The sequence below is a fragment of the Helicobacter pylori genome (genome assembly GCF_006439795.1).
Taxonomy (GTDB): Bacteria; Campylobacterota; Campylobacteria; order Campylobacterales; family Helicobacteraceae; genus Helicobacter; species Helicobacter pylori_CR.
Map to the genome: position 1 here is coordinate 32,012 of NZ_VEYL01000004.1, position 18,294 is coordinate 50,305.

An 18,294-nucleotide genomic window follows, 5' to 3' on the forward strand; every position below is an offset into this window, starting at 1 on the left:
GCCATTTTAGATTTGGCAAACTTTAACCCCCAAATAAATTTTTTTGTTTTAAAAAATTCAAAATTTTAAGCGTCATAGAGCTTATGGGTAAGGTTTCTAAGTCTTTAAGGCTATAAAAACGAATAGGGTTTTTTAAATCTTTTATCGCAGCGAGATAGAGGTTTAAATTGAGTTTGAATTTAGTGTGGCTGTGTTTGATTGCGCCTAAAAAGGGGAGTTTGTATTCTAGATTTTCTTTTAGATTAGGGAAATGGTGCATCCCCAAATAGAGTTTTTGCTCTATTTTTTCTAAAGCGATTTGGTTATTTTGGATCACAACGCCCAAGTAACGCTCTTCTTGAATGGTTTCTTGTTTTTTCTTGAGCGTGTGTTTTTCTGGGTTGTTTTTACCTAAACAATAAGGATTTAAAGGGCAAATTACGCATTTGGGTTTAGGAGAGCAGATTAAAGCCCCTAGATCAATTAGGGCTTGGTTATGATTAAAGCTTTCATTAGGATTAAGAAAGTCATTCGCTTTAATTTGTAAGTCTTTAGCCGTGATATTAGGATCCAAACCAAAAAGCCTTAAAAGCACGCGCTTGATATTAGCATCCACGCATGCGCTCTTTTCTCTAAAGCCAAAACATAAAATCGCATTAGCCGTGTATGCACCAATCCCAGGGAGTTTTAACAGGCTTTGATAGTCATTAGGTAATTGTGAGTTATGTTCTTTCACGCAAATTTCAGCGCTTTTTTTTAAATTTTTAGCCCTTGAATAATAACCAAGCCCTCGCCAGAGCAATAAAACCTCTTCTAATTGAGCGTTCGCTAAGTCTTTTAAAGTGGGGAAAGCTTCTAAAAAAGGGGAATAAAAACGCTCAACCACCGTGTTGATTTGGGTTTGTTGGCTCATCACTTCGCTGATATAGACTTCATAAGGAGCGTTAATGCCCTTTAAATTCCTAAAAGGTAAACCTTTGCGCCCACATTCTTCATACCATTTTAAAAGGGCGTTGTGTAAAGTTTCCAGCTACAACCACCTATAAGCGATGAATTTGACCCAAGGTGTGCACACGCTTAAAAACACGATCAAATATACCACGCCAAAAATAAACCCCCATTTCCAAAAATCCTTGCTTGGAATATACCCGCTCCCGTAATAAATGGTGGATGGGCCTGTGCCATAGGGGGTTAAAATCCCCATAATCCCTAAAGAAAGCATTAAAAACAAGCTTAGTTCTTGCAAATTGATCCCTTGAATGTGTGAACCAATCCCTACAAAAAGCGCGAATAACGCGCTCACATGAGCGGTGATGCTTGCGAAAAAATAATGCGACAGATAAAAGAGGGCTACAATAAACAATACCGCTATTAACGGATCCAAGTGAGCATGCTCTAAAAAATTTTTAGCCGCATTGCCGATAAAATTTAAAAACCCTACATTTTTAAGCCCGCCAGCCATCGTGAGCAGCGATCCAAGCAATAAAAAAATATTGAACGCGCTCTTGTTTTTAATGATGTATTCATAGCTTACAATCTTACAAAACGCCATTAAAACCATGACAATCAAAGCCGTCGCGCTCGCATGCAAGCCTAAAGGTTTGCCAAAAATCCAACCCAATAAAGCCAATAAAGTGAGGCTGAGCATTAAAATTTCTTTTAAAGAAAACCTCCCCATGCCCTCTAATTCTTTTTTAGCCCACAAACTCACTTCTTTTGAGCCTTTTAAGGTGGGTTTGCAGGTTTTATACGCTAATAAAGGCGCAAGCAAGATCAAAACCACCCCACAAGGCAAGAACGCTAAAAACCACGAAAACCATGAGATTTCATTCACGCCCATTTTGGCAGCGATTTCCATTGCTAGGGGGTTAGGAGCGAGCGCGGTTAAAAACATGGACGAAGTGATGCAAGTTGAAGCCAAAGCGACCCACATCAAATACGCACCGATTTTGTCAGGGTTATTATTGGGAGTAGAACCCATTAAAGGTGGGATAGAAGAAACGATGGGATAGAGTATACCCCCACTTCTAGCGGAATTGCTAGGGATAAAGGGGGCTAGACACAATTCGCTCAAACCAATCGCATAGCCCAAACCTAAAGGGGTTTGCCCTAAAAACCTAATCAATAAAAGAGCGATCCGTTTCCCTAATAAGCTTTTTTCATACCCTAAACCCAAAATAAAAGCGACAAACACAAGCCACACCGTTTTATTCGCATACCCGCTCAAACCCCACGAAATGGCCTTATTAGCGCTCGCTACCTCACCGCTCGCCCCAATTTTTAACGCTATACACAGCACTAACGCGCTCAACGCTATCAAACCTGCTGGCACTGGCTCTAAAATTAGCCCTATAATCATGCCCATGAAAATACAAAAATAAAGCCATGCGTTAGGGTTTAACCCATTTGGTGCACCCAAAAAATACAACAGCGTTGCGATAAAAAAAGGGGCAAGAATGATGAGGGTTTGTTTAATCATGTTTAACCTTTAGCCAAAGATAGTAGCAATTTGGCTTAAAAATGCCATTCAAATGGAATTAAGTTATTACAATGTTACAGAAAAAGATTAAAAATTAAGCTTTTTGAAAAAGATAAAATTTTATAATTGTGTTTATCTTTGTTGAATTTACTACAAATAGGAGTATTGCATGCAAGAAAATGTGCCTTTGAGTTATGATTATTCCATTAGCAAATTGTTTCTTTATGCGATGATTGCCTTTGGGATAATAGGCATGTTAATAGGGATTGTGTTAGCCTTTGAATTGTCTTTCCCTAACTTGAATTACATTGCAGGGGAGTATGGTATTTTTGGCCGCTTACGCCCTTTACACACGAATGCGGTGATCTATGGTTTCACTCTTGGGGGGGTTTGGGCGAGTTGGTATTACATCGGTCAAAGGGTGCTTAAAATCACTTACCACCAACACCCCTTTTTGAAAATTGTAGGGTTATTGCATTTTTGGCTTTGGATTCTTCTTTTAATTCTAGGGGTTATTAGCTTGTTTGCTGGTCTTACTCAATCTAAAGAATACGCTGAATTGATGTGGCCTTTAGATATTATTGTGGTTGTGGCATGGGTGCTATGGGGGGTTAATATGTTTGGGAGCATGAGCGTTAGGAGAGAGAATACCATTTATGTGTCTTTATGGTATTACATCGCTACTTATGTGGGTATAGCGGTGATGTATATCTTCAATAACCTTTCTGTTCCCACCTATTTTGTCGCTGATATGGGGAGCGTTTGGCATTCTATTTCTATGTATTCAGGCAGTAATGATGCGCTCATTCAATGGTGGTGGGGGCATAATGCGGTCGCTTTTGTCTTTACGAGTGGGGTGATTGGCACGATTTATTATTTCTTGCCTAAAGAGAGCGGCCAGCCTATCTTTTCTTACAAACTCACTTTGTTTTCTTTCTGGAGCTTGATGTTTGTTTATATTTGGGCAGGCGGGCACCATTTGGTTTATTCCACCGTGCCTGATTGGGTGCAAACCCTTTCTAGCGTGTTTTCCGTGGTGTTGATCTTGCCTTCGTGGGGGACAGCCATTAACATGCTTTTAACGATGCGAGGCCAGTGGCACCAGCTCAAAGAAAGCCCTTTGATTAAATTCTTAGTTTTAGCTTCAACTTTCTACATGCTTTCCACTTTAGAAGGCTCTATTCAAGCTATCAAAAGCGTGAACGCCTTAGCCCACTTCACCGATTGGATTATAGGGCATGTGCATGACGGCGTGCTTGGGTGGGTAGGCTTCACTTTGATTGCGAGCATGTATCACATGACGCCTAGGCTTTTCAAAAGAGAGATTTATTCAGGCAGGCTTGTGGATTTCCAATTCTGGATCATGACTTTAGGGATTGTGCTTTACTTTTCGTCCATGTGGATTGCAGGGATCACGCAAGGGATGATGTGGAGGGATGTGGATCAGTATGGGAATCTCACTTACCAGTTCATTGACACGGTTAAGGTGCTAATCCCTTATTACAATATTAGAGGCGTTGGGGGTCTTATGTATTTTACCGGATTTATTATTTTTGCTTACAATATTTTTATGACCATCACAGCAGGCAAAAAATTAGAGCGTGAGCCCAATTACGCCACGCCTATGGCCAGATAGGGGAGGTTGGAAATGTTTAGTTTTTTAGAGAAAAACCCGTTCTTTTTCACTCTTGCGTTTATTTTTGTGTTTGCGATTGCGGGCTTGGTGGAGATTTTGCCCAACTTCTTTAAATCCGCTCGCCCGATTGAAGGCTTACGGCCTTATACGGTTTTAGAGACAGCGGGGAGGCAAATTTATATCCAAGAAGGTTGCTATCATTGCCATTCCCAACTCATCCGCCCTTTCCAAGCTGAGGTGGATCGATACGGTGCATATAGTTTGAGCGGGGAATATGCGTATGATAGGCCATTTTTGTGGGGATCTAAAAGGATTGGCCCTGATTTGCACAGGGTGGGGGATTACCGCACAACCGATTGGCATGAAAAGCACATGTTTGATCCTAAAAGCGTTGTGCCGCACAGCATCATGCCCGCTTATAAGCATTTATTCATCAAAAAGAGCGACTTTGACACCGCTTATGCAGAAGCTTTGACGCAAAAAAAGGTTTTTGGCGTGCCTTATGACACCGAAAACGGCGTGAAATTAGGGAGCGTAGAAGAAGCGAAAAAAGCCTATTTAGAAGAAGCGAAAAAAATCACAGCCGACATGAAAGACAAGAGGGTGCTAGACGCCATTCAAAGAGGTGAAGTGTTAGAAATTGTGGCTTTGATCGCTTATTTGAATAGCTTGGGTAATTCCAGGATCAACGCCAATCAAAACGCTAAATAAGGGGTGAATGATGGATTTAGAAAGTTTGAGAGGTTTTGCGTATGCGTTTTTCACCATTCTTTTTACGCTCTTTTTGTACGCTTATATTTTTAGCATGTATAGAAAGCAAAAAAAGGGTGTCGTGGATTATGAGCGATACGGGTATTTAGCGTTAAATGATGCTTTAGAAGATGAGTTGATTGAACCACGCCATAAAAAAGTTCATGATAATGGCATAAAGGAAAGTTGAAATGGATTTTTTAAACGACCATATAAATGTTTTTGGATTGATTGCAGCGCTTGTGATTTTAGTTTTAACCATCTATGAATCCAGCTCGCTCATTAAAGAAATGCGCGACAGCAAATCTCAAGGTGAGCTTATAGGAAACGGGCATTTGATTGATGGGATAGGGGAGTTTGCCAATAATGTGCCAGTAGGCTGGATCGCAAGCTTTATGTGCACGATTGTGTGGGCTTTTTGGTATTTTTTCTTTGGGTATCCGCTGAATAGCTTTTCTCAAATCGGGCAATACAATGAAGAGGTTAAAGCGCACAACCAAAAATTTGAAGCCAAATGGAAGCATTTGGGTCAAAAGGAATTGGTGGATATGGGTCAAGGCATCTTTTTAGTCCATTGTTCGCAATGCCATGGCATCACCGCTGAGGGCTTGCATGGGAGCGCTCAAAATCTGGTGCGCTGGGGTAAAGAAGAGGGCATTATGGACACCATTAAGCATGGCTCTAAAGGCATGGATTATCTCGCTGGGGAAATGCCTGCTATGGAATTGGACGAAAAAGACGCTAAAGCGATTGCGAGCTATGTGATGGCAGAAATTTCTGGCGTTAAAAAGACGAAAAACCCTCAACTCATTGATAAAGGCAAAGAGCTGTTTGAAAGCATGGGTTGCACAGGCTGTCATGGCAATGATGGTAAGGGCTTGCAAGAAAATCAAGTGTTTGCGGCCGATTTGACCGCTTACGGCACAGAGAATTTTTTGAGAAATATCTTAACGCATGGCAAAAAGGGCAATATAGGGCATATGCCATCGTTCAATTATAAAAACTTTAGCGATTTGCAAGTTAAAGCGTTAGCCGAATTTATCCAATCGCTAAAACCCTTAGAGGATTAAAGGAAAAGAGATGAAATTTTTAAACGGATTAGCAGGGAATTTACTGATTGTGGTTATTTTGTTGTGTGTGGCCGTTTTTTTTACGCTCAAAGCGATCCATATCCAAAAAGAGCAAGCCACCAATTATTACCGTTATAAGGATATTAACGCTTTAGAGACAAAAAACACCCAAAACCGGGCCAATTATGAATTAGTCAATCAAGGGAGTAAAAAATGAAATTCACGACTTTAGAAAAAATCTTAGCCTTAATGGTAGTAGCGACCATTTTAATGACAATTGTTATTTCTTTTGTGCCTAACTTGTTTTTGTTTAGCACATGAGGATCTTATGGCTTGTAATAGCCTTTGTTTGTTGTTTGGGGGCTAATGATTATGTTTTGAATAATTCTAAGGGGCGTTTGGTAGAAAAAAGCGTTGTGTTTGTAGAGGGCGTTTCTAAAGAGCTTTATCTTAAAACAGGCGTGTGTTTTGTGATTGATATGACGGATTTTGAAAAAAATCCTATCGCTTTGGCGGCTAAAAAGGAACGCCAAAAGTATCAAGAGGGCTTTTTAAAACAGCTCAAACCCCCTTTTGTGGTATTCTTTTTTTACCATGACGCTCAAAAAATAGAATTAGTGGCTAACCCTAAAGATTTGCTAGACACTGATAAAATCTTTTTTGAAAAAATCGCTCCCTTACTCCCCACAAACGCTAAAGAATACACGCCCCAAAGGATTTCAGCCATGCTCATTAACGGCTATTCGGTCGCAGTAGATGCTTTAGCGGAAAAATATCATGTGAATATCGCACAAAATTTTAACGCTCCTAAGGGAGTAACTTTTGTAAAGGTGGTTATTTATATTTTATTATTGACGCTTTTAGGCGCGTTTTTGGGGCTTTATTTTTTTAAAAAATCTTAAGAGAGAAAATTAATGAAAGAAAAAAACTTTTGGCCTTTAGGGATCATGAGCGTGCTCATTCTTGGGCTTGGGATCGTGGTGTTTTTGGTGGTGTTTGCCCTAAAAAATTCGCCTAAAAACGATTTAGTGTATTTCAAGGGTCATAACGAAGTGGATTTGAACTTTAACGCTATGCTTAAAACCTATGAAAACTTTAAATCCAATTATCGTTTTTTAGTGGGTTTAAAGCCCCTTGATAAAAGCCCTAAAACCCCCATTTTACCATATTTTTCTAAAGGCACGCATGGGGATAAAAAACTCCAAGAAACCCTTTTAAACAACGCTTTGATTTTGGAAAAATCCAACACGCTTTATGCACAATTGCAACCGCTCAAACCCGCTTTAGATCCGCCAAATATTCAAGTGTATTTAGCGTTTTATCCCAGCCAATCACAGCCCAGATGGTTAGGAACGCTTGATTGTAGAAACGCATGCGAACCTTTAAAATTTGATTTGTTGGAGAACGATAAAATGGGGCGTTATAAGATCCTTTTTAAATTTGTTTTTAAAAATCAAGAAGAATTGATTTTAGAGCAACTGGCTTTTTTCAAGTAGCGCATTTAAAAAATGCCTTTAGCGTTTTTTATTAACACGCAATCATTAAAAAGCCTAAATTTTCTGTCCAAATGGGTATAATAAGGCTATGGGTTTTTTAAAAATTTTTAAACATGACGCCTTGGGGCAAGTAGGGAATGTTGTTGTGGGGAATTTTTTAATAACGCTCACTGTTTTAGCGGTTTGTTTTTCCTCTCAAAGCGCTGAAGAAACGACCATGCTCACCCTAAGCTACACGCTCTTTTTTGTCTTGGGGGCGTTTTTACTGATTGCAATCAGTGTGGGAGCGATCAAAAACCTCAACGCGCTTTTTTCTAAAAGGGGGGTTTTAAGCTTTTCTTTACCCGTTAGTTTAGAGTCTTTATTGCTCCCTAAAATCTTGCTCCCCATGGTGTTTTTTATCTTCAGTTTGTTCTGGTTTGTGGCGAGCGTGCGTTTGGGCTATTATCTTTTTAACGCACAATCCAGCGTGCTGTTTATCTTACACACCGCTTTAAAAACCTTTGTGTTAAAACCCACTAAAACTTTAGGTGTCGCGCTGTTTTTAGGGCTTGTTTTAATGAAATTTTTATTTGTTTTGAGCGTTTTAAACGCTGCTAGGATCAAAAAAGCGCGTTTTTTACTAGGAGGGCTGTTATTCATCCTTGTGGGGGTTGTTTTAGAATTAGCGTTCAATTCGTTACTGCCCTTGATGCATTCTCATTTAAGCATCAATGAGGGGTTTTATTATTTCTTGCAACAACAAGAATTGCAAGAAAAACAATACTATCTTTTATGGGGGGTGGATTTTTTAAAAATCCTTTTATTGTATGGGGTGATCCGTTACTTGCTTATGCATAAACTAGAATTGGATTAAGAAAAGCGGTATTTTAAATATTCATCAGTGAGCAAGCAATCTTTAGTCTTTAACAAGTTAGCGTAAAACCCATGCTGATAGCCCAATTCAAAAAGCTTGTCTATGGCGAGAACTTGAATCTCGCTTAAGCGCGTTGAAGTTTCATTCGCATACAAGCTTAAATAAGTTTGTAACCGCTCTTTATTGACACGAATGAGCGAGCGCTCTAACAGCATGCCAGAGAGCAAATTTTGGTGTTTTAAAGCGGCTTCAACCGCTTTAATCAAAGCCTTTTTAATCAAGATCGCGCGATACAAAGGGATAGAGCGCCTAATCGCCATGCCCCCTAAAGGCAAAGGTAAATCCACTTTAATGAGTTCTTTCCAAACATCCCACAATTCTTTTTCCACTTCTAATTCATCATGGAAATCCAAAATATTTTCATGGATCAATACGCCTGCATGCACTTTTTCTTCCAAAACCGCTTTTTCAATGTCTAAAAAATTCATGTAAGCGATGCGCGCGTGTTTGTAATAGATCTTAAACAAGAGGGCGTTTGTGGTGTGCTCCCCGCTTAATGCGACTCTAAAATCTTTTTTCAATTTCACGCCCTTTTTTTTCACTAATTTAGGCCCATAGCCATTCCCAAAGCTTGTCGCTGTAGGGAGTAGGGCGTAGTCGTTCGCAATTTTAGGGTATAGCCCGAAACTAATCGCGCTCACATCATAAGTGTTTTTTAGGGCTTCTTGGTTTAGGGTTTCAATATCCAAAGCAATGTTATGGAATGTTTTGTTTTTAATGGGGCAATCTATCCAGCCAAACTTAATCGCATAATACATGAAAATATCATCAGCATCAGGGCTATGAGCGACACTAATCAAAGTAAAATCCTTTTGTGATAGGGTAAGTCCTTTTATTATAATAGATTTTAGGCTAGGATTTGATAGAATAAACAAATCAAATTCAATAAGGTGATTTAATGGCAATAGATGAAGACAAACAAAAAGCGATTTCTTTAGCGATCAAACAAATTGATAAGGTTTTTGGTAAGGGGGCGTTGGTGCGCCTTGGGGATAAGCAAGTAGAAAAGATTGACGCTATTTCTACAGGCTCGTTAGGATTGGATCTGGCTTTAGGGATTGGGGGCGTTCCAAAGGGCAGGATCATTGAAATTTATGGGCCAGAGTCAAGTGGGAAGACCACTTTAAGCTTGCACATTATCGCAGAATGCCAAAAAAATGGCGGCGTGTGCGCGTTCATTGACGCTGAGCATGCCCTAGACGTGTATTATGCCAAGAGGTTGGGCGTGGATACGGAAAATTTACTCGTTTCCCAACCAAGCACGGGAGAAGAAGCCTTAGAGATTTTAGAAACGATCGCCAGAAGCGGAGGGATTGATTTAGTGGTGGTGGATTCGGTGGCGGCTCTTACGCCTAAAGCAGAGATTGATGGGGATATGGGTGATCAGCATGTGGGCTTGCAAGCAAGGCTTATGAGCCATGCGTTAAGGAAAATCACCGGTGTTTTGCATAAGATGAACACCACGCTCATTTTTATCAATCAAATCAGAATGAAGATTGGCATGATGGGTTATGGGAGTCCAGAGACCACAACCGGAGGTAACGCCTTAAAATTCTATGCGAGCGTTAGGATTGATATTAGAAGAATCGCTGCTTTAAAACAAAACGAACAGCATATCGGTAACAGAGCTAAAGCCAAAGTGGTTAAAAATAAAGTCGCTCCGCCTTTTAGAGAAGCGGAATTTGACATCATGTTTGGGGAGGGGATTTCTAAAGAGGGCGAAATCATTGACTATGGCGTGAAATTAGACATTGTGGATAAGAGTGGGGCATGGCTTAGCTACCAGGATAAAAAGCTAGGGCAAGGCAGAGAAAACGCTAAAGCCTTGCTGAAAGAAGATAAAGCCCTAGCGAATGAAATCACTCTTAAGATTAAAGAGAGCATTGGCTCTAATGAAGAGATCATGCCCTTACCGGATGAGCCTTTAGAAGAAATGGAATAAAAAAGGATTTTGATGCTAACCATTAAAGACATTCATGCTTTAGAAGTGATGGATAGTAGGGGCAATCCTACCATTCAAGCCAGCGTGATTTTAAGCGATAACACTAAGGCGAGCGCGATTGTGCCTAGCGGGGCGAGCACCGGTAAAAGAGAAGCGTTAGAATTAAGGGATAATGACAAAACCCGTTTTTTGGGTAAAGGGGTTTTAAGGGCATGCGAAAATGTCAATAGCGTGATCAAACACCATTTAATAGGGCTTGAAGCGATCAATCAAGCCTTTGTGGATGAGAGGTTAAGGGCTTTAGACGGAACGCCTAATTACGCTAATTTAGGGGCGAACGCTGTTTTGGGCGTTTCTATGGCGTTAGCAAGGGCTAGTGCGAAGGCTTTAAATCTGCCATTATACCGCTATTTAGGGGGGGCTAACGCTCTGACTTTGCCTGTGCCGATGCTCAATATCATCAACGGCGGGACGCATGCGAATAATTCCATAGACTTTCAAGAATACATGATCATGCCTTTAGGGTTTGAAAGTTTTAAAGAAGCCTTAAGAGCGAGCGCGGAAGTCTATCACACGCTTAAAAAACTCCTAGATGAAAAGAATCAGCTCACAAGCGTGGGCGATGAGGGGGGTTTTGCGCCTAATTTTAACAACAATGTAGAACCCCTTGAAGTCATTTCTCAAGCCATTGAAAAAGCCGGCTATAAATTAGGCGAAGAAATCGCGCTCGCTTTAGATGTAGCGAGCAGCGAATTGGTGGATGAACATTTCAATTACCATTTAAAGGGTGAAAATAAGATTTTAGATTCGCATGAATTAGTGGCTTATTATAAAGAGTTGGTGGCAAAATACCCGATCGTGTCCATTGAAGATGGTTTGAGCGAAGACGATTGGGAGGGTTGGGCGTTTTTGAGCAAGGAATTAGGGCGTCAAATCCAGTTAGTGGGCGATGATTTGTTTGTAACGAACGCAAGCATCTTGCAAAAAGGCATTGAAAAAAACATTGCGAACGCCATTTTAATCAAACCCAATCAAATCGGCACCATTAGTGAGACTTTAGAGACCATAAGATTAGCCAAACACCATGCCTATCAATGCGTGATGAGCCATAGAAGCGGGGAGAGCGAGGACAGCTTTATCGCTGATTTTGCTGTCGCATTGAATACGGGAGAAATTAAAACCGGATCCACCGCAAGGAGTGAAAGGATCGCTAAATACAACCGCCTTTTAGAGATTGAGCATGAATTAAAAGGGGGGATTTATATCGGCAAAGAGTTGTTTAAGCATGGCTAGTGGCCTTTTTGAAAACGATGAAATCAAAGACAACAAGGTGCGAGATTTTTTCTATAGCCATAGCTCCCTTATTGTCTTTTTCCTTTTACTGCTTGGGTTTGGGTATTATTTAGGGAAGTTGCTTTTTGGGGGTTCTTCTTTGGAAGTTTATTTGGATTTGAGAGATAAGCATGAACGATTGCAACAAGAAATCACCGAATTGCAAAGCAAGAATGTGCACTTGCAAAAGCGTTTGTTTGAGTTGAAGGAATTACGGCCTAGAGATTAGATTTAAGGGAATGGCAGTGTTAAAAAAGATGATAGGTTTGGTGGTGGTTTTAAGCGTCTTATTAGCCAGAGATAACCCTTTTGAGCCTGAAATCAATTCCAAGAATTTGCAAGGGGGCTTTAATGGGATTTATGATAGCTATTTTAAAGAAATCCATGTGGATTTGCCCACGAGCGCTAGGATTTTAAAACAAATCACGCTCACTTACCAGGATATTGATGGCTCTATCCATTCTAAAGTTGTGGGTATTGATAAAAGCATTGATTGGCATTACCCCTTAAAGCTCTCCCAACACACCCTTAATCAAGCCGCTTTTGAAAAACGCTACCAGATTCAAGATTTTGATTTTTTAATGGCAAACAACACGATGATCTTGCGTTCCCCTTATAAAGTTTTGCGCTCTTTTGTGCTAGTCAATCCTTATAGAATCGTGTTAGACACGCAAAAAGGCCCTTTGGATATTTATCAAAACATGGATTTAAACCAGAAGTTTTTTTCTCACATTAAAGTCGGCGCGCACAAAGATTATTACCGCATCACGCTCATTTTAGACGGGAAATACCGCTATCTTTTGGAAGAAAAAAACGGAGCGTATGAATTGAAATTGAAATAAAAGCATGCAGCATTTAGTCTTAATCGGTTTTATGGGGAGCGGTAAAAGCTCTTTAGCACAAGAATTGGGTTTGGCTTTGAAATTAGAAGTGTTGGATACGGATATGATCATTAGCGAGAGGGTGGGCTTGAGCGTGAGGGAGATTTTTGAAGAGCTTGGCGAAGACAATTTCAGGATGTTTGAAAAAAATTTGATTGATGAATTAAAAACGCTCAAAACCCCCCATGTTATTTCTACCGGTGGGGGCATTGTGATGCATGATAACCTTAAGGGTTTAGGCACAACTTTTTACCTCAAGATTGATTTTGAGACCTTGATTAAGCGTTTGAATCAAAAAGAAAGGGAAAAACGCCCCCTTTTGAATGATCTCACTCAAGCCAAAGAGCTTTTTGAAAAACGCCAAGCCCTCTATGAAAAAAACGCCTCCTTTATCATTGATGCAAGGGGTGGTTTAAATAATTCTTTAAAACAAGTGCTACAATTCATCGCATAAATTTTTTTTAAAGGCCTTTTGATGTTAAGTAGAGACATTGTCCAATATTCCAAGATCCGCACCGAGTTATACGCTTATCTTACCTATTTGTTTTCGCACAATATCCGCAACCACCTCCCTGAAATCACTTTGGATTATTTAAACAAACAGATCAGAAAAATGCACGCTGAAATCAAAATGGCAAAAAGTTTTTTTGTGTTAGACGCTAAGGGCATGCTAATTCTTAAGCCAAGCCAACTTAAAGAGGAAGGGTATAAGGAGAGGATATTAGAGCATGATTTAACGGAAGGGATTGAATTGGAATCGCATGCCAGTTTTAGCGATAAGTATTATTTTTATCAAGCCGTGAGTGAAAAGCGTTGTATTTTAACCGACCCCTATCCTTCTAAAAAAGGAAACCATTTGGTAGTGAGCGCATCTTACCCGGTGTATGATCAGAATAACGATCTAGCGTTTGTGGTGTGCTTGCAAATCCCTTTGAGGGTAGCGATTGAAATCAGCTCGCCTTCAAAGTATTTCAGGACCTTTAGCGAAGGGAGCATGGTCATGTATTTTATGATTTCTATCATGCTCACTTTAGTGTCGTTGCTTTTGTTTGTGAAATGCATTTCTAGCTTTTGGACAGCGATTGTCAATTTTAGCAGTTTTGACATTAAAGAAGTGTTCCACCCCATTGTGCTTTTAACCCTAGCCTTAGCCACCTTTGATCTAGTCAAGGCGATTTTTGAAGAGGAAGTTTTGGGTAAAAATAGCGGGGATAACCACCATGCGATCCACCGCACGATGATCAGGTTTTTAGGCTCTATCATTATCGCATTAGCCATTGAAGCGTTAATGTTAGTGTTTAAATTCAGCGTGAGCGAACCGGATAAAATCACTTATGCGGTGTATTTGGCTGTCGGCGTGGCAGTGCTTTTGATCAGTTTAGCGATCTATGTTAAATTCGCTTATAGCGTGTTGCCCAAACGAGAACGCTAAGAGTTTAAAAATTTTCTTTTAAGTGCTTGAAAATCCTATTCAATCTAAAAAAAACATATTCTAAAAGGGTTTTTGGATTGAGTAGGGGGGCAAGAAATTCAAAGGTTTTTTGTTTGTCTTTAAGGCTTAAACATTCTGTCATTTGTTTGAGGAATTTCACGGAATATTCAGCATAAAAAGGGGTTTTTAAAAGAATCTCATGCCATTCTTTAGAATATAAAGCAGTGGGTGAAATCCAAGGTTTTCCTGCAAAATAAAAATGCAGCATGACGATTTCTTTTTTGTTAGGGATGAAGCGTTTTTGATTGGCCATGAAAGGGTGGGTGTTATAAATATAAGGTAGGATTAAAACTTTTTGATAGCATGCGAGCGTTAAAAGATCCTGTTCAGGGCAAAACACGCACTGGCCTTTTTGATGGGCTAAATTGAGTAAGCGCTTCTCTAAATGATCCATGCGCCATAGTTTTAGATTCACGATTAAAAACCCAACATTATAGTGGTTTTCACAAATGATTTTCATGTCTTTTTCTTTAAGGTAATGCTCATAGAGAGAAAATTTTTGGCGAGGCTCTCTCTCCCTTTCTGTTTGAAAATGTTTAGGGCTTTTAGGAGAAGAAAAATCTTTAGCCGCTCCAAAATAATAGTCATCTAGTGGGATGAAAAAGCTCTCGCTCACATCGTTTAAAAACAAAGTGTCTGCATCAAACATGATGATTTTGTCGTATTGCGGGAATAAAGAAGCCAAAAACAAGCGGCACATGACCATTTTAGAAAAGCGAGTCTTAGCGTAAATATTGAGTTGCAAAAAAGCTTCATGGATTTTATCAATCGCAGAGGGTTCTATTGAAGTGGTGCAAAGATTAGGGGTTGAAATGTCTAAAAAATCCACGCTAATAAAAGCGCTAAAGGGGGCTAGAGTCTCTTTCAATTTTTGTTGGTTTTCAAGGCTTAAGTTATCCACCAGGCAGTGGATTTTATAAAAAAGTTTTTTATCATGGTGTTCTGTTTTAGCGCAAGCTAGCATGGAATACAAGCTCACGCCAGCCGGCATGGCATAGTTGTTGTCAAAAGCGATGACAATAGGAATAATAATACTCATTTTAAGTGGTTTTCCTAAAATAGGTTTTTAATTAAATTTAATCCAAAAGTTGAATTTATTTTTTTGAATATTATACTATAATAACCAATTAGATTGGGGTTTTACTGATTTTTCTTTGTGTGAGCTTTGGCTTAGTTTTGTAAGGAATGAGATGATAAAGAGTTGGACTAAAAAGTGGTTTTTGATTTTATTTTTAATGGCAAGTTGTTTCAGTTATTTGGTGGCTACAGCCGGTGAGAAATATTTTAAGATGGCCAATCAAGCCCTTAAGAGAGGGGATTACCATAAGGCGGTGGCTTTTTATAAGAGGAGCTGTAATTTAAGGGTGGGGGTTGGTTGCGTGAGTTTAGGCTCTATGTATGAAGATGGCGATAGCGTGGATCAGGATATTCCAAAAGCCGTTTTTTATTACAGAAGAGGGTGTAATTTAAGGAATCATCTCGCTTGTGCGAGTCTAGGCTCTATGTATGAAGATGGTGATGGCGTTCAAAAAAACCTTCCAAAGGCTCTCTATTATTATAGGAGAGGGTGCCACTTAAAGGGTGGGGTGAGCTGCGGGAGTTTAGGTTTTATGTATTTTAATGGCACGGGCGTTAAGCAAAATTATGCCAAAGCCCTTTCTCTTTCTAAATACGCTTGCAGTTTGAATTACGGCATTAGTTGTAACTTTGCAGGGTATATGTATAGGAACGCCAAAGGCGTACAGAAGGATTTGAAAAAAGCCCTTGCGAATTTTAAAAGAGGGTGCCATTTAAAAGACGGGGCGAGTTGTGTGAGCTTGGGATACATGTATGAAGTCGGTATGAATGTCAAACAAAATGGAGAGCAAGCCTTGAATCTTTATAAAAAGGGTTGTTCTTTAAAAGATGGGAGTGGCTGTCATAATATGGCGGTGATGTATTACACGGGTAAGGGCACTCCAAAAGATTTAGATAAAGCCGTTTCATATTATAAGAAAGGTTGCACTCTAGGCTTTAGTGGTAGCTGTAAAATATTAGAAGTGATTGGCAAGAAGTCTGATGATTTGCAAGATGATGCGCAAAACGATACGCAAGATGATACGCAATAAGCTAAAGCTTAGGGGTTAATGATTAAAACTCATCTTATAGAAAATCTTTCTATTCTCTTGCTTCAAATAGGGATTAAGCGTTTCTATTGATGGGTATTGAGATAAAAATCTATTAAATCTAGGGTTTGGATTTATTCTCATATTGAAAAACACTCAAAGGCGTTTTAAAATAAAAATATAAAAGAGCTCACACAGATAGCGGTAATTTTTTAAAGCGCTTCTTAGGGGGTTTAATGGGGTTAAAAAAAGGGGTGTTATTTCAAAATCCCCTATCCGCTTTAAAAAATAACTTTACCACAAAATAAAAATTAACTATAAAAAAGCTTAAAAACAAGTTTTTTAAAAAAGAATATTGAATAAAGCTTCCTATTTGACAAAAACAAAAACTGATCAAAATAAAATTAAAAATCCAATAAAAACGGAGTTTTTATAACTCTTTATAGGATTTTACAAGCTTATAGCAACAAAACTTTTTGTTGGTTTCCATGGTTAAAAATGCTTTGATCCTTTTTGCATTTCATTCAATATTCGTATAAAGCGCGACCACATCATCATCGTCTTCAATCCTATCCAATAATTTTTCGGTAAGCTCCATTTGTTCGTCATTCAATTCAATGGGCGTTGTGGCGATGCGTTGCAAACTCGCTTTTAAAATGGGTAATTTCAAGCTTTCAAACCCCTCATTTAAGAGTTTGAAGCTGTTATAATCCCCCCTAATAATAATCTTGTCTTCCACTTCTTCTAATTCTTCCAAACCATAATCAATGAGAGCGAATTCCAAATCTTCTAGGCTGAGTTTTAAATTTTCCACTTCATTTTTCAAGCATTCAAACACGCTTTTTCGGTTAAACATAAACTCTAAAGAGCCATTAGGCACGATGCTTGCCCCTGGCGTTTTATTGAAATAGCTTTTAAGGTTAGCAATGGTTCTGGTGGGGTTATCAGTCATGCATTCCATAATGATTAACACGCCAAAATTCGCCTTACCCTCATAAGTGATTTCACTCAAATTCCCCTCTTTACTGCTCGCTCTTTTAATCGCTGCGTCAATATTGTCTTTAGGCATGTTTTGCGCTTTAGCGTTTAAAATCGCTGTTCGTAGTTTGGCGTTCGTGTCCGGCTCGCTCCCGCCATCTTTTGCCGCTAGAGTGATCGCTTTGGCGAGCTTGGGGAAAACCTTACTCATCTTATCCCATCGTTTTTCTTTAGCCGCTCTTCTGTATTCAAACGCTCGTCCCATTCAATTCCTTTGTAATAAGTTAGCCACTTCTTTAGCATGATAGCTGATAATCATATCCGCTCCCGCTCTTTTAAAACAAATCATCGTTTCTAATAAAACGCTATCATAGTTGATCAGGTTGTGTTTTTGAGCGAGTTTGAGCATGGCGTATTCCCCGCTCACATTATAGAGCGCTAAAGGGAGCAAAGTGTGATCTCTGATTTCTTTAACAATATCCAAATACGCCAAAGCCGGTTTCACCATTAAAATATCCGCACCCTGTTTTTCATCTTCTAAACTTTCTAAAAGCGCTTCTTTTTGATTAGCGTAATCCATTTGATAGCTTTTGCGATCGCCAAAACTCGGCGCAGAATTTGCCGCATCTCTAAAAGGTCCATAGTAACTGCTCGCAAATTTAGTGGAATAGCTCATGATGGGCGTGTGGGTATAGCCGGCCTTATCTAGCGTTTTTCTCAAGCTTAAAACATTCCCATCCATCATGTTGCTTGGGGCTAGAATATCCACACCGCTTTCAGCTAAAATAAGCCCTTGAAGATTTAAAATCTCTAGCGTTTTATCGTTAGACACAGAAGCGTTTTCTAAAATCCCGCAATGCCCATGGTCGGTGTATTCACAAAAACACAAATCCGCTATAACGATTAAATCCTTGAATCGTTTTTTAACCTCTCTAGTGGCTTTTGCGACAATGTGATTTTTATTTAACGCATGGCTTCCTGTAGCGTCCTTATGTTTAGGAATGCCAAACAATAAAACGGCTTTGATGCCTAAACCCACTAATTCTTTGCATTCTTTTAAAAGAGGCTCTATACTCATTTGATAAACGCCAGGCATGGAACTGATTTCATTTTTAATATAGCTATCGCTTTCTATGACAAATAAGGGAGCGATGAAATCATCAATATTTAAATGCGTTTCTCTTACCATCGCCCTTAAGTTTTCGCTGCTTCGTAATCTTCTCAATCGTTTGAACATG

General features: G+C 39.4%; 21 protein-coding genes. 15 read left to right on the top strand and 6 right to left on the bottom strand.

From position 1 onward, the window contains the following. Positions 1 to 22: 22 nt before the first annotated feature. Together FIM66_RS02705 and FIM66_RS02710 are read right to left on the bottom strand one after the other, a co-directional pair. Positions 23 to 1,009 carry an adenine-specific DNA glycosylase gene (locus FIM66_RS02705; protein WP_140599922.1) on the bottom strand — a complete coding sequence of 329 codons (987 nt, stop codon included), beginning with the start codon at positions 1,007 to 1,009 and terminating at the stop codon, positions 23 to 25. Then, positions 1,010 to 2,458, bottom strand: a complete 1,449-nt coding sequence (locus FIM66_RS02710) for a DASS family sodium-coupled anion symporter (RefSeq protein WP_140599924.1) — start codon at positions 2,456 to 2,458, stop codon at positions 1,010 to 1,012. Positions 2,459 to 2,627: 169 nt separating this feature from the next. On the opposite strand from FIM66_RS02710, the gene ccoN reads away from it, so the two are divergent. The 8 genes from ccoN to FIM66_RS02750 all read left to right on the top strand — a co-directional run bounded on the left by ccoN (position 2,628) and on the right by FIM66_RS02750 (position 8,266). Beyond that, positions 2,628 to 4,094: a cytochrome-c oxidase, cbb3-type subunit I gene (ccoN, locus tag FIM66_RS02715; protein WP_140599925.1), complete on the top strand. Its 1,467-nt coding sequence runs from the start codon at positions 2,628 to 2,630 to the stop codon at positions 4,092 to 4,094. 12 nt (positions 4,095 to 4,106) lie between these two features. Next, a complete protein-coding gene (gene ccoO, locus FIM66_RS02720) occupies positions 4,107 to 4,805 on the top strand; it encodes a cytochrome-c oxidase, cbb3-type subunit II (protein ID WP_000490777.1) in 699 nt (232 codons plus the stop codon). 10 nt (positions 4,806 to 4,815) lie between these two features. Continuing rightward, on the top strand, positions 4,816 to 5,034 hold the full coding sequence (locus FIM66_RS02725; RefSeq protein WP_001864632.1) for a cytochrome c oxidase, cbb3-type, CcoQ subunit: 219 nt from the start codon (positions 4,816 to 4,818) through the stop codon (positions 5,032 to 5,034). A 1-nt stretch (position 5,035) separates the two neighbouring features. Next, positions 5,036 to 5,914, top strand: coding sequence for a cytochrome-c oxidase, cbb3-type subunit III (ccoP, locus tag FIM66_RS02730; protein ID WP_100958425.1), 879 nt, complete (start codon positions 5,036 to 5,038; stop codon positions 5,912 to 5,914). 10 nt (positions 5,915 to 5,924) lie between these two features. Then, on the top strand, positions 5,925 to 6,131 hold the full coding sequence (locus FIM66_RS02735; protein ID WP_000670506.1) for a DUF4006 family protein: 207 nt from the start codon (positions 5,925 to 5,927) through the stop codon (positions 6,129 to 6,131). Positions 6,132 to 6,231: 100 nt separating this feature from the next. Next, positions 6,232 to 6,816: a hypothetical protein gene (locus FIM66_RS02740; protein WP_140478135.1), complete on the top strand. Its 585-nt coding sequence runs from the start codon at positions 6,232 to 6,234 to the stop codon at positions 6,814 to 6,816. Positions 6,817 to 6,828: 12 nt separating this feature from the next. Further along, the gene (locus FIM66_RS02745; RefSeq protein ID WP_140548006.1) at positions 6,829 to 7,410 is read left to right on the top strand and encodes a hypothetical protein; all 582 of its coding nucleotides are present in this window, start codon (positions 6,829 to 6,831) and stop codon (positions 7,408 to 7,410) included. 88 nt (positions 7,411 to 7,498) lie between these two features. Next, positions 7,499 to 8,266 carry a hypothetical protein gene (locus FIM66_RS02750; protein WP_140548005.1) on the top strand — a complete coding sequence of 256 codons (768 nt, stop codon included), beginning with the start codon at positions 7,499 to 7,501 and terminating at the stop codon, positions 8,264 to 8,266. Here the strand turns inward: FIM66_RS02750 and FIM66_RS02755 are convergent. Then, the gene (locus FIM66_RS02755; protein ID WP_140498737.1) at positions 8,263 to 9,126 is read right to left on the bottom strand and encodes a menaquinone biosynthesis family protein; all 864 of its coding nucleotides are present in this window, start codon (positions 9,124 to 9,126) and stop codon (positions 8,263 to 8,265) included. The two genes, FIM66_RS02750 and FIM66_RS02755, sit on opposite strands and share 4 nt — an antisense overlap. Positions 9,127 to 9,224: 98 nt before the next feature. Here FIM66_RS02755 and recA point away from each other — a divergent pair, with 98 nt between their 5' ends. From recA to FIM66_RS02785, 6 genes are read left to right on the top strand one after another with little or no spacing between them, the layout of a single operon-like run. Then, positions 9,225 to 10,268 (top strand): recombinase RecA, encoded by a 1,044-nt coding sequence (gene recA, locus FIM66_RS02760; protein WP_140548004.1) that lies wholly within the window; start codon positions 9,225 to 9,227, stop codon positions 10,266 to 10,268. 12 nt (positions 10,269 to 10,280) lie between these two features. Beyond that, entirely contained in the window at positions 10,281 to 11,561 is a 1,281-nt protein-coding gene (gene eno / locus FIM66_RS02765; RefSeq protein WP_100977330.1) for a phosphopyruvate hydratase, read from the top strand. After that, positions 11,554 to 11,829 carry a hypothetical protein gene (locus FIM66_RS02770; protein WP_120887513.1) on the top strand — a complete coding sequence of 92 codons (276 nt, stop codon included), beginning with the start codon at positions 11,554 to 11,556 and terminating at the stop codon, positions 11,827 to 11,829. The genes eno and FIM66_RS02770 overlap by 8 nt, the downstream gene beginning before the upstream one ends. Before the next feature lie 16 nt (positions 11,830 to 11,845). Beyond that, a complete protein-coding gene (locus tag FIM66_RS02775; RefSeq protein WP_194149243.1) occupies positions 11,846 to 12,442 on the top strand; it encodes an AMIN domain-containing protein in 597 nt (198 codons plus the stop codon). 4 nt (positions 12,443 to 12,446) lie between these two features. Further along, positions 12,447 to 12,935, top strand: coding sequence for a shikimate kinase (locus tag FIM66_RS02780; protein ID WP_001164284.1), 489 nt, complete (start codon positions 12,447 to 12,449; stop codon positions 12,933 to 12,935). Between the two features lie 21 nt (positions 12,936 to 12,956). Next, positions 12,957 to 13,913, top strand: a complete 957-nt coding sequence (locus tag FIM66_RS02785; protein ID WP_140548002.1) for a PDC sensor domain-containing protein — start codon at positions 12,957 to 12,959, stop codon at positions 13,911 to 13,913. Positions 13,914 to 13,917: 4 nt separating this feature from the next. Here FIM66_RS02785 and rfaJ read toward each other — a convergent pair whose 3' ends face one another. Beyond that, positions 13,918 to 15,012, bottom strand: a complete 1,095-nt coding sequence (rfaJ, locus tag FIM66_RS02790) for an HP0159 family lipopolysaccharide 1,6-glucosyltransferase (protein WP_140548001.1) — start codon at positions 15,010 to 15,012, stop codon at positions 13,918 to 13,920. Between the two features lie 151 nt (positions 15,013 to 15,163). Between rfaJ and FIM66_RS02795 the strand changes: the two genes are divergently transcribed. Then, positions 15,164 to 16,081 carry a tetratricopeptide repeat protein gene (locus FIM66_RS02795; protein ID WP_140599928.1) on the top strand — a complete coding sequence of 306 codons (918 nt, stop codon included), beginning with the start codon at positions 15,164 to 15,166 and terminating at the stop codon, positions 16,079 to 16,081. A gap of 517 nt (positions 16,082 to 16,598) precedes the next feature. On the opposite strand, the gene FIM66_RS02800 is transcribed toward FIM66_RS02795, so the two are convergent. Both FIM66_RS02800 and hemB read right to left on the bottom strand, forming a co-directional pair. Further along, positions 16,599 to 17,321 carry a YebC/PmpR family DNA-binding transcriptional regulator gene (locus FIM66_RS02800; RefSeq protein ID WP_140547999.1) on the bottom strand — a complete coding sequence of 241 codons (723 nt, stop codon included), beginning with the start codon at positions 17,319 to 17,321 and terminating at the stop codon, positions 16,599 to 16,601. Further along, positions 17,322 to 18,293 (bottom strand): porphobilinogen synthase, encoded by a 972-nt coding sequence (gene hemB / locus FIM66_RS02805; protein ID WP_140599930.1) that lies wholly within the window; start codon positions 18,291 to 18,293, stop codon positions 17,322 to 17,324. Between the last annotated feature and the right edge of the window lies 1 nt (position 18,294).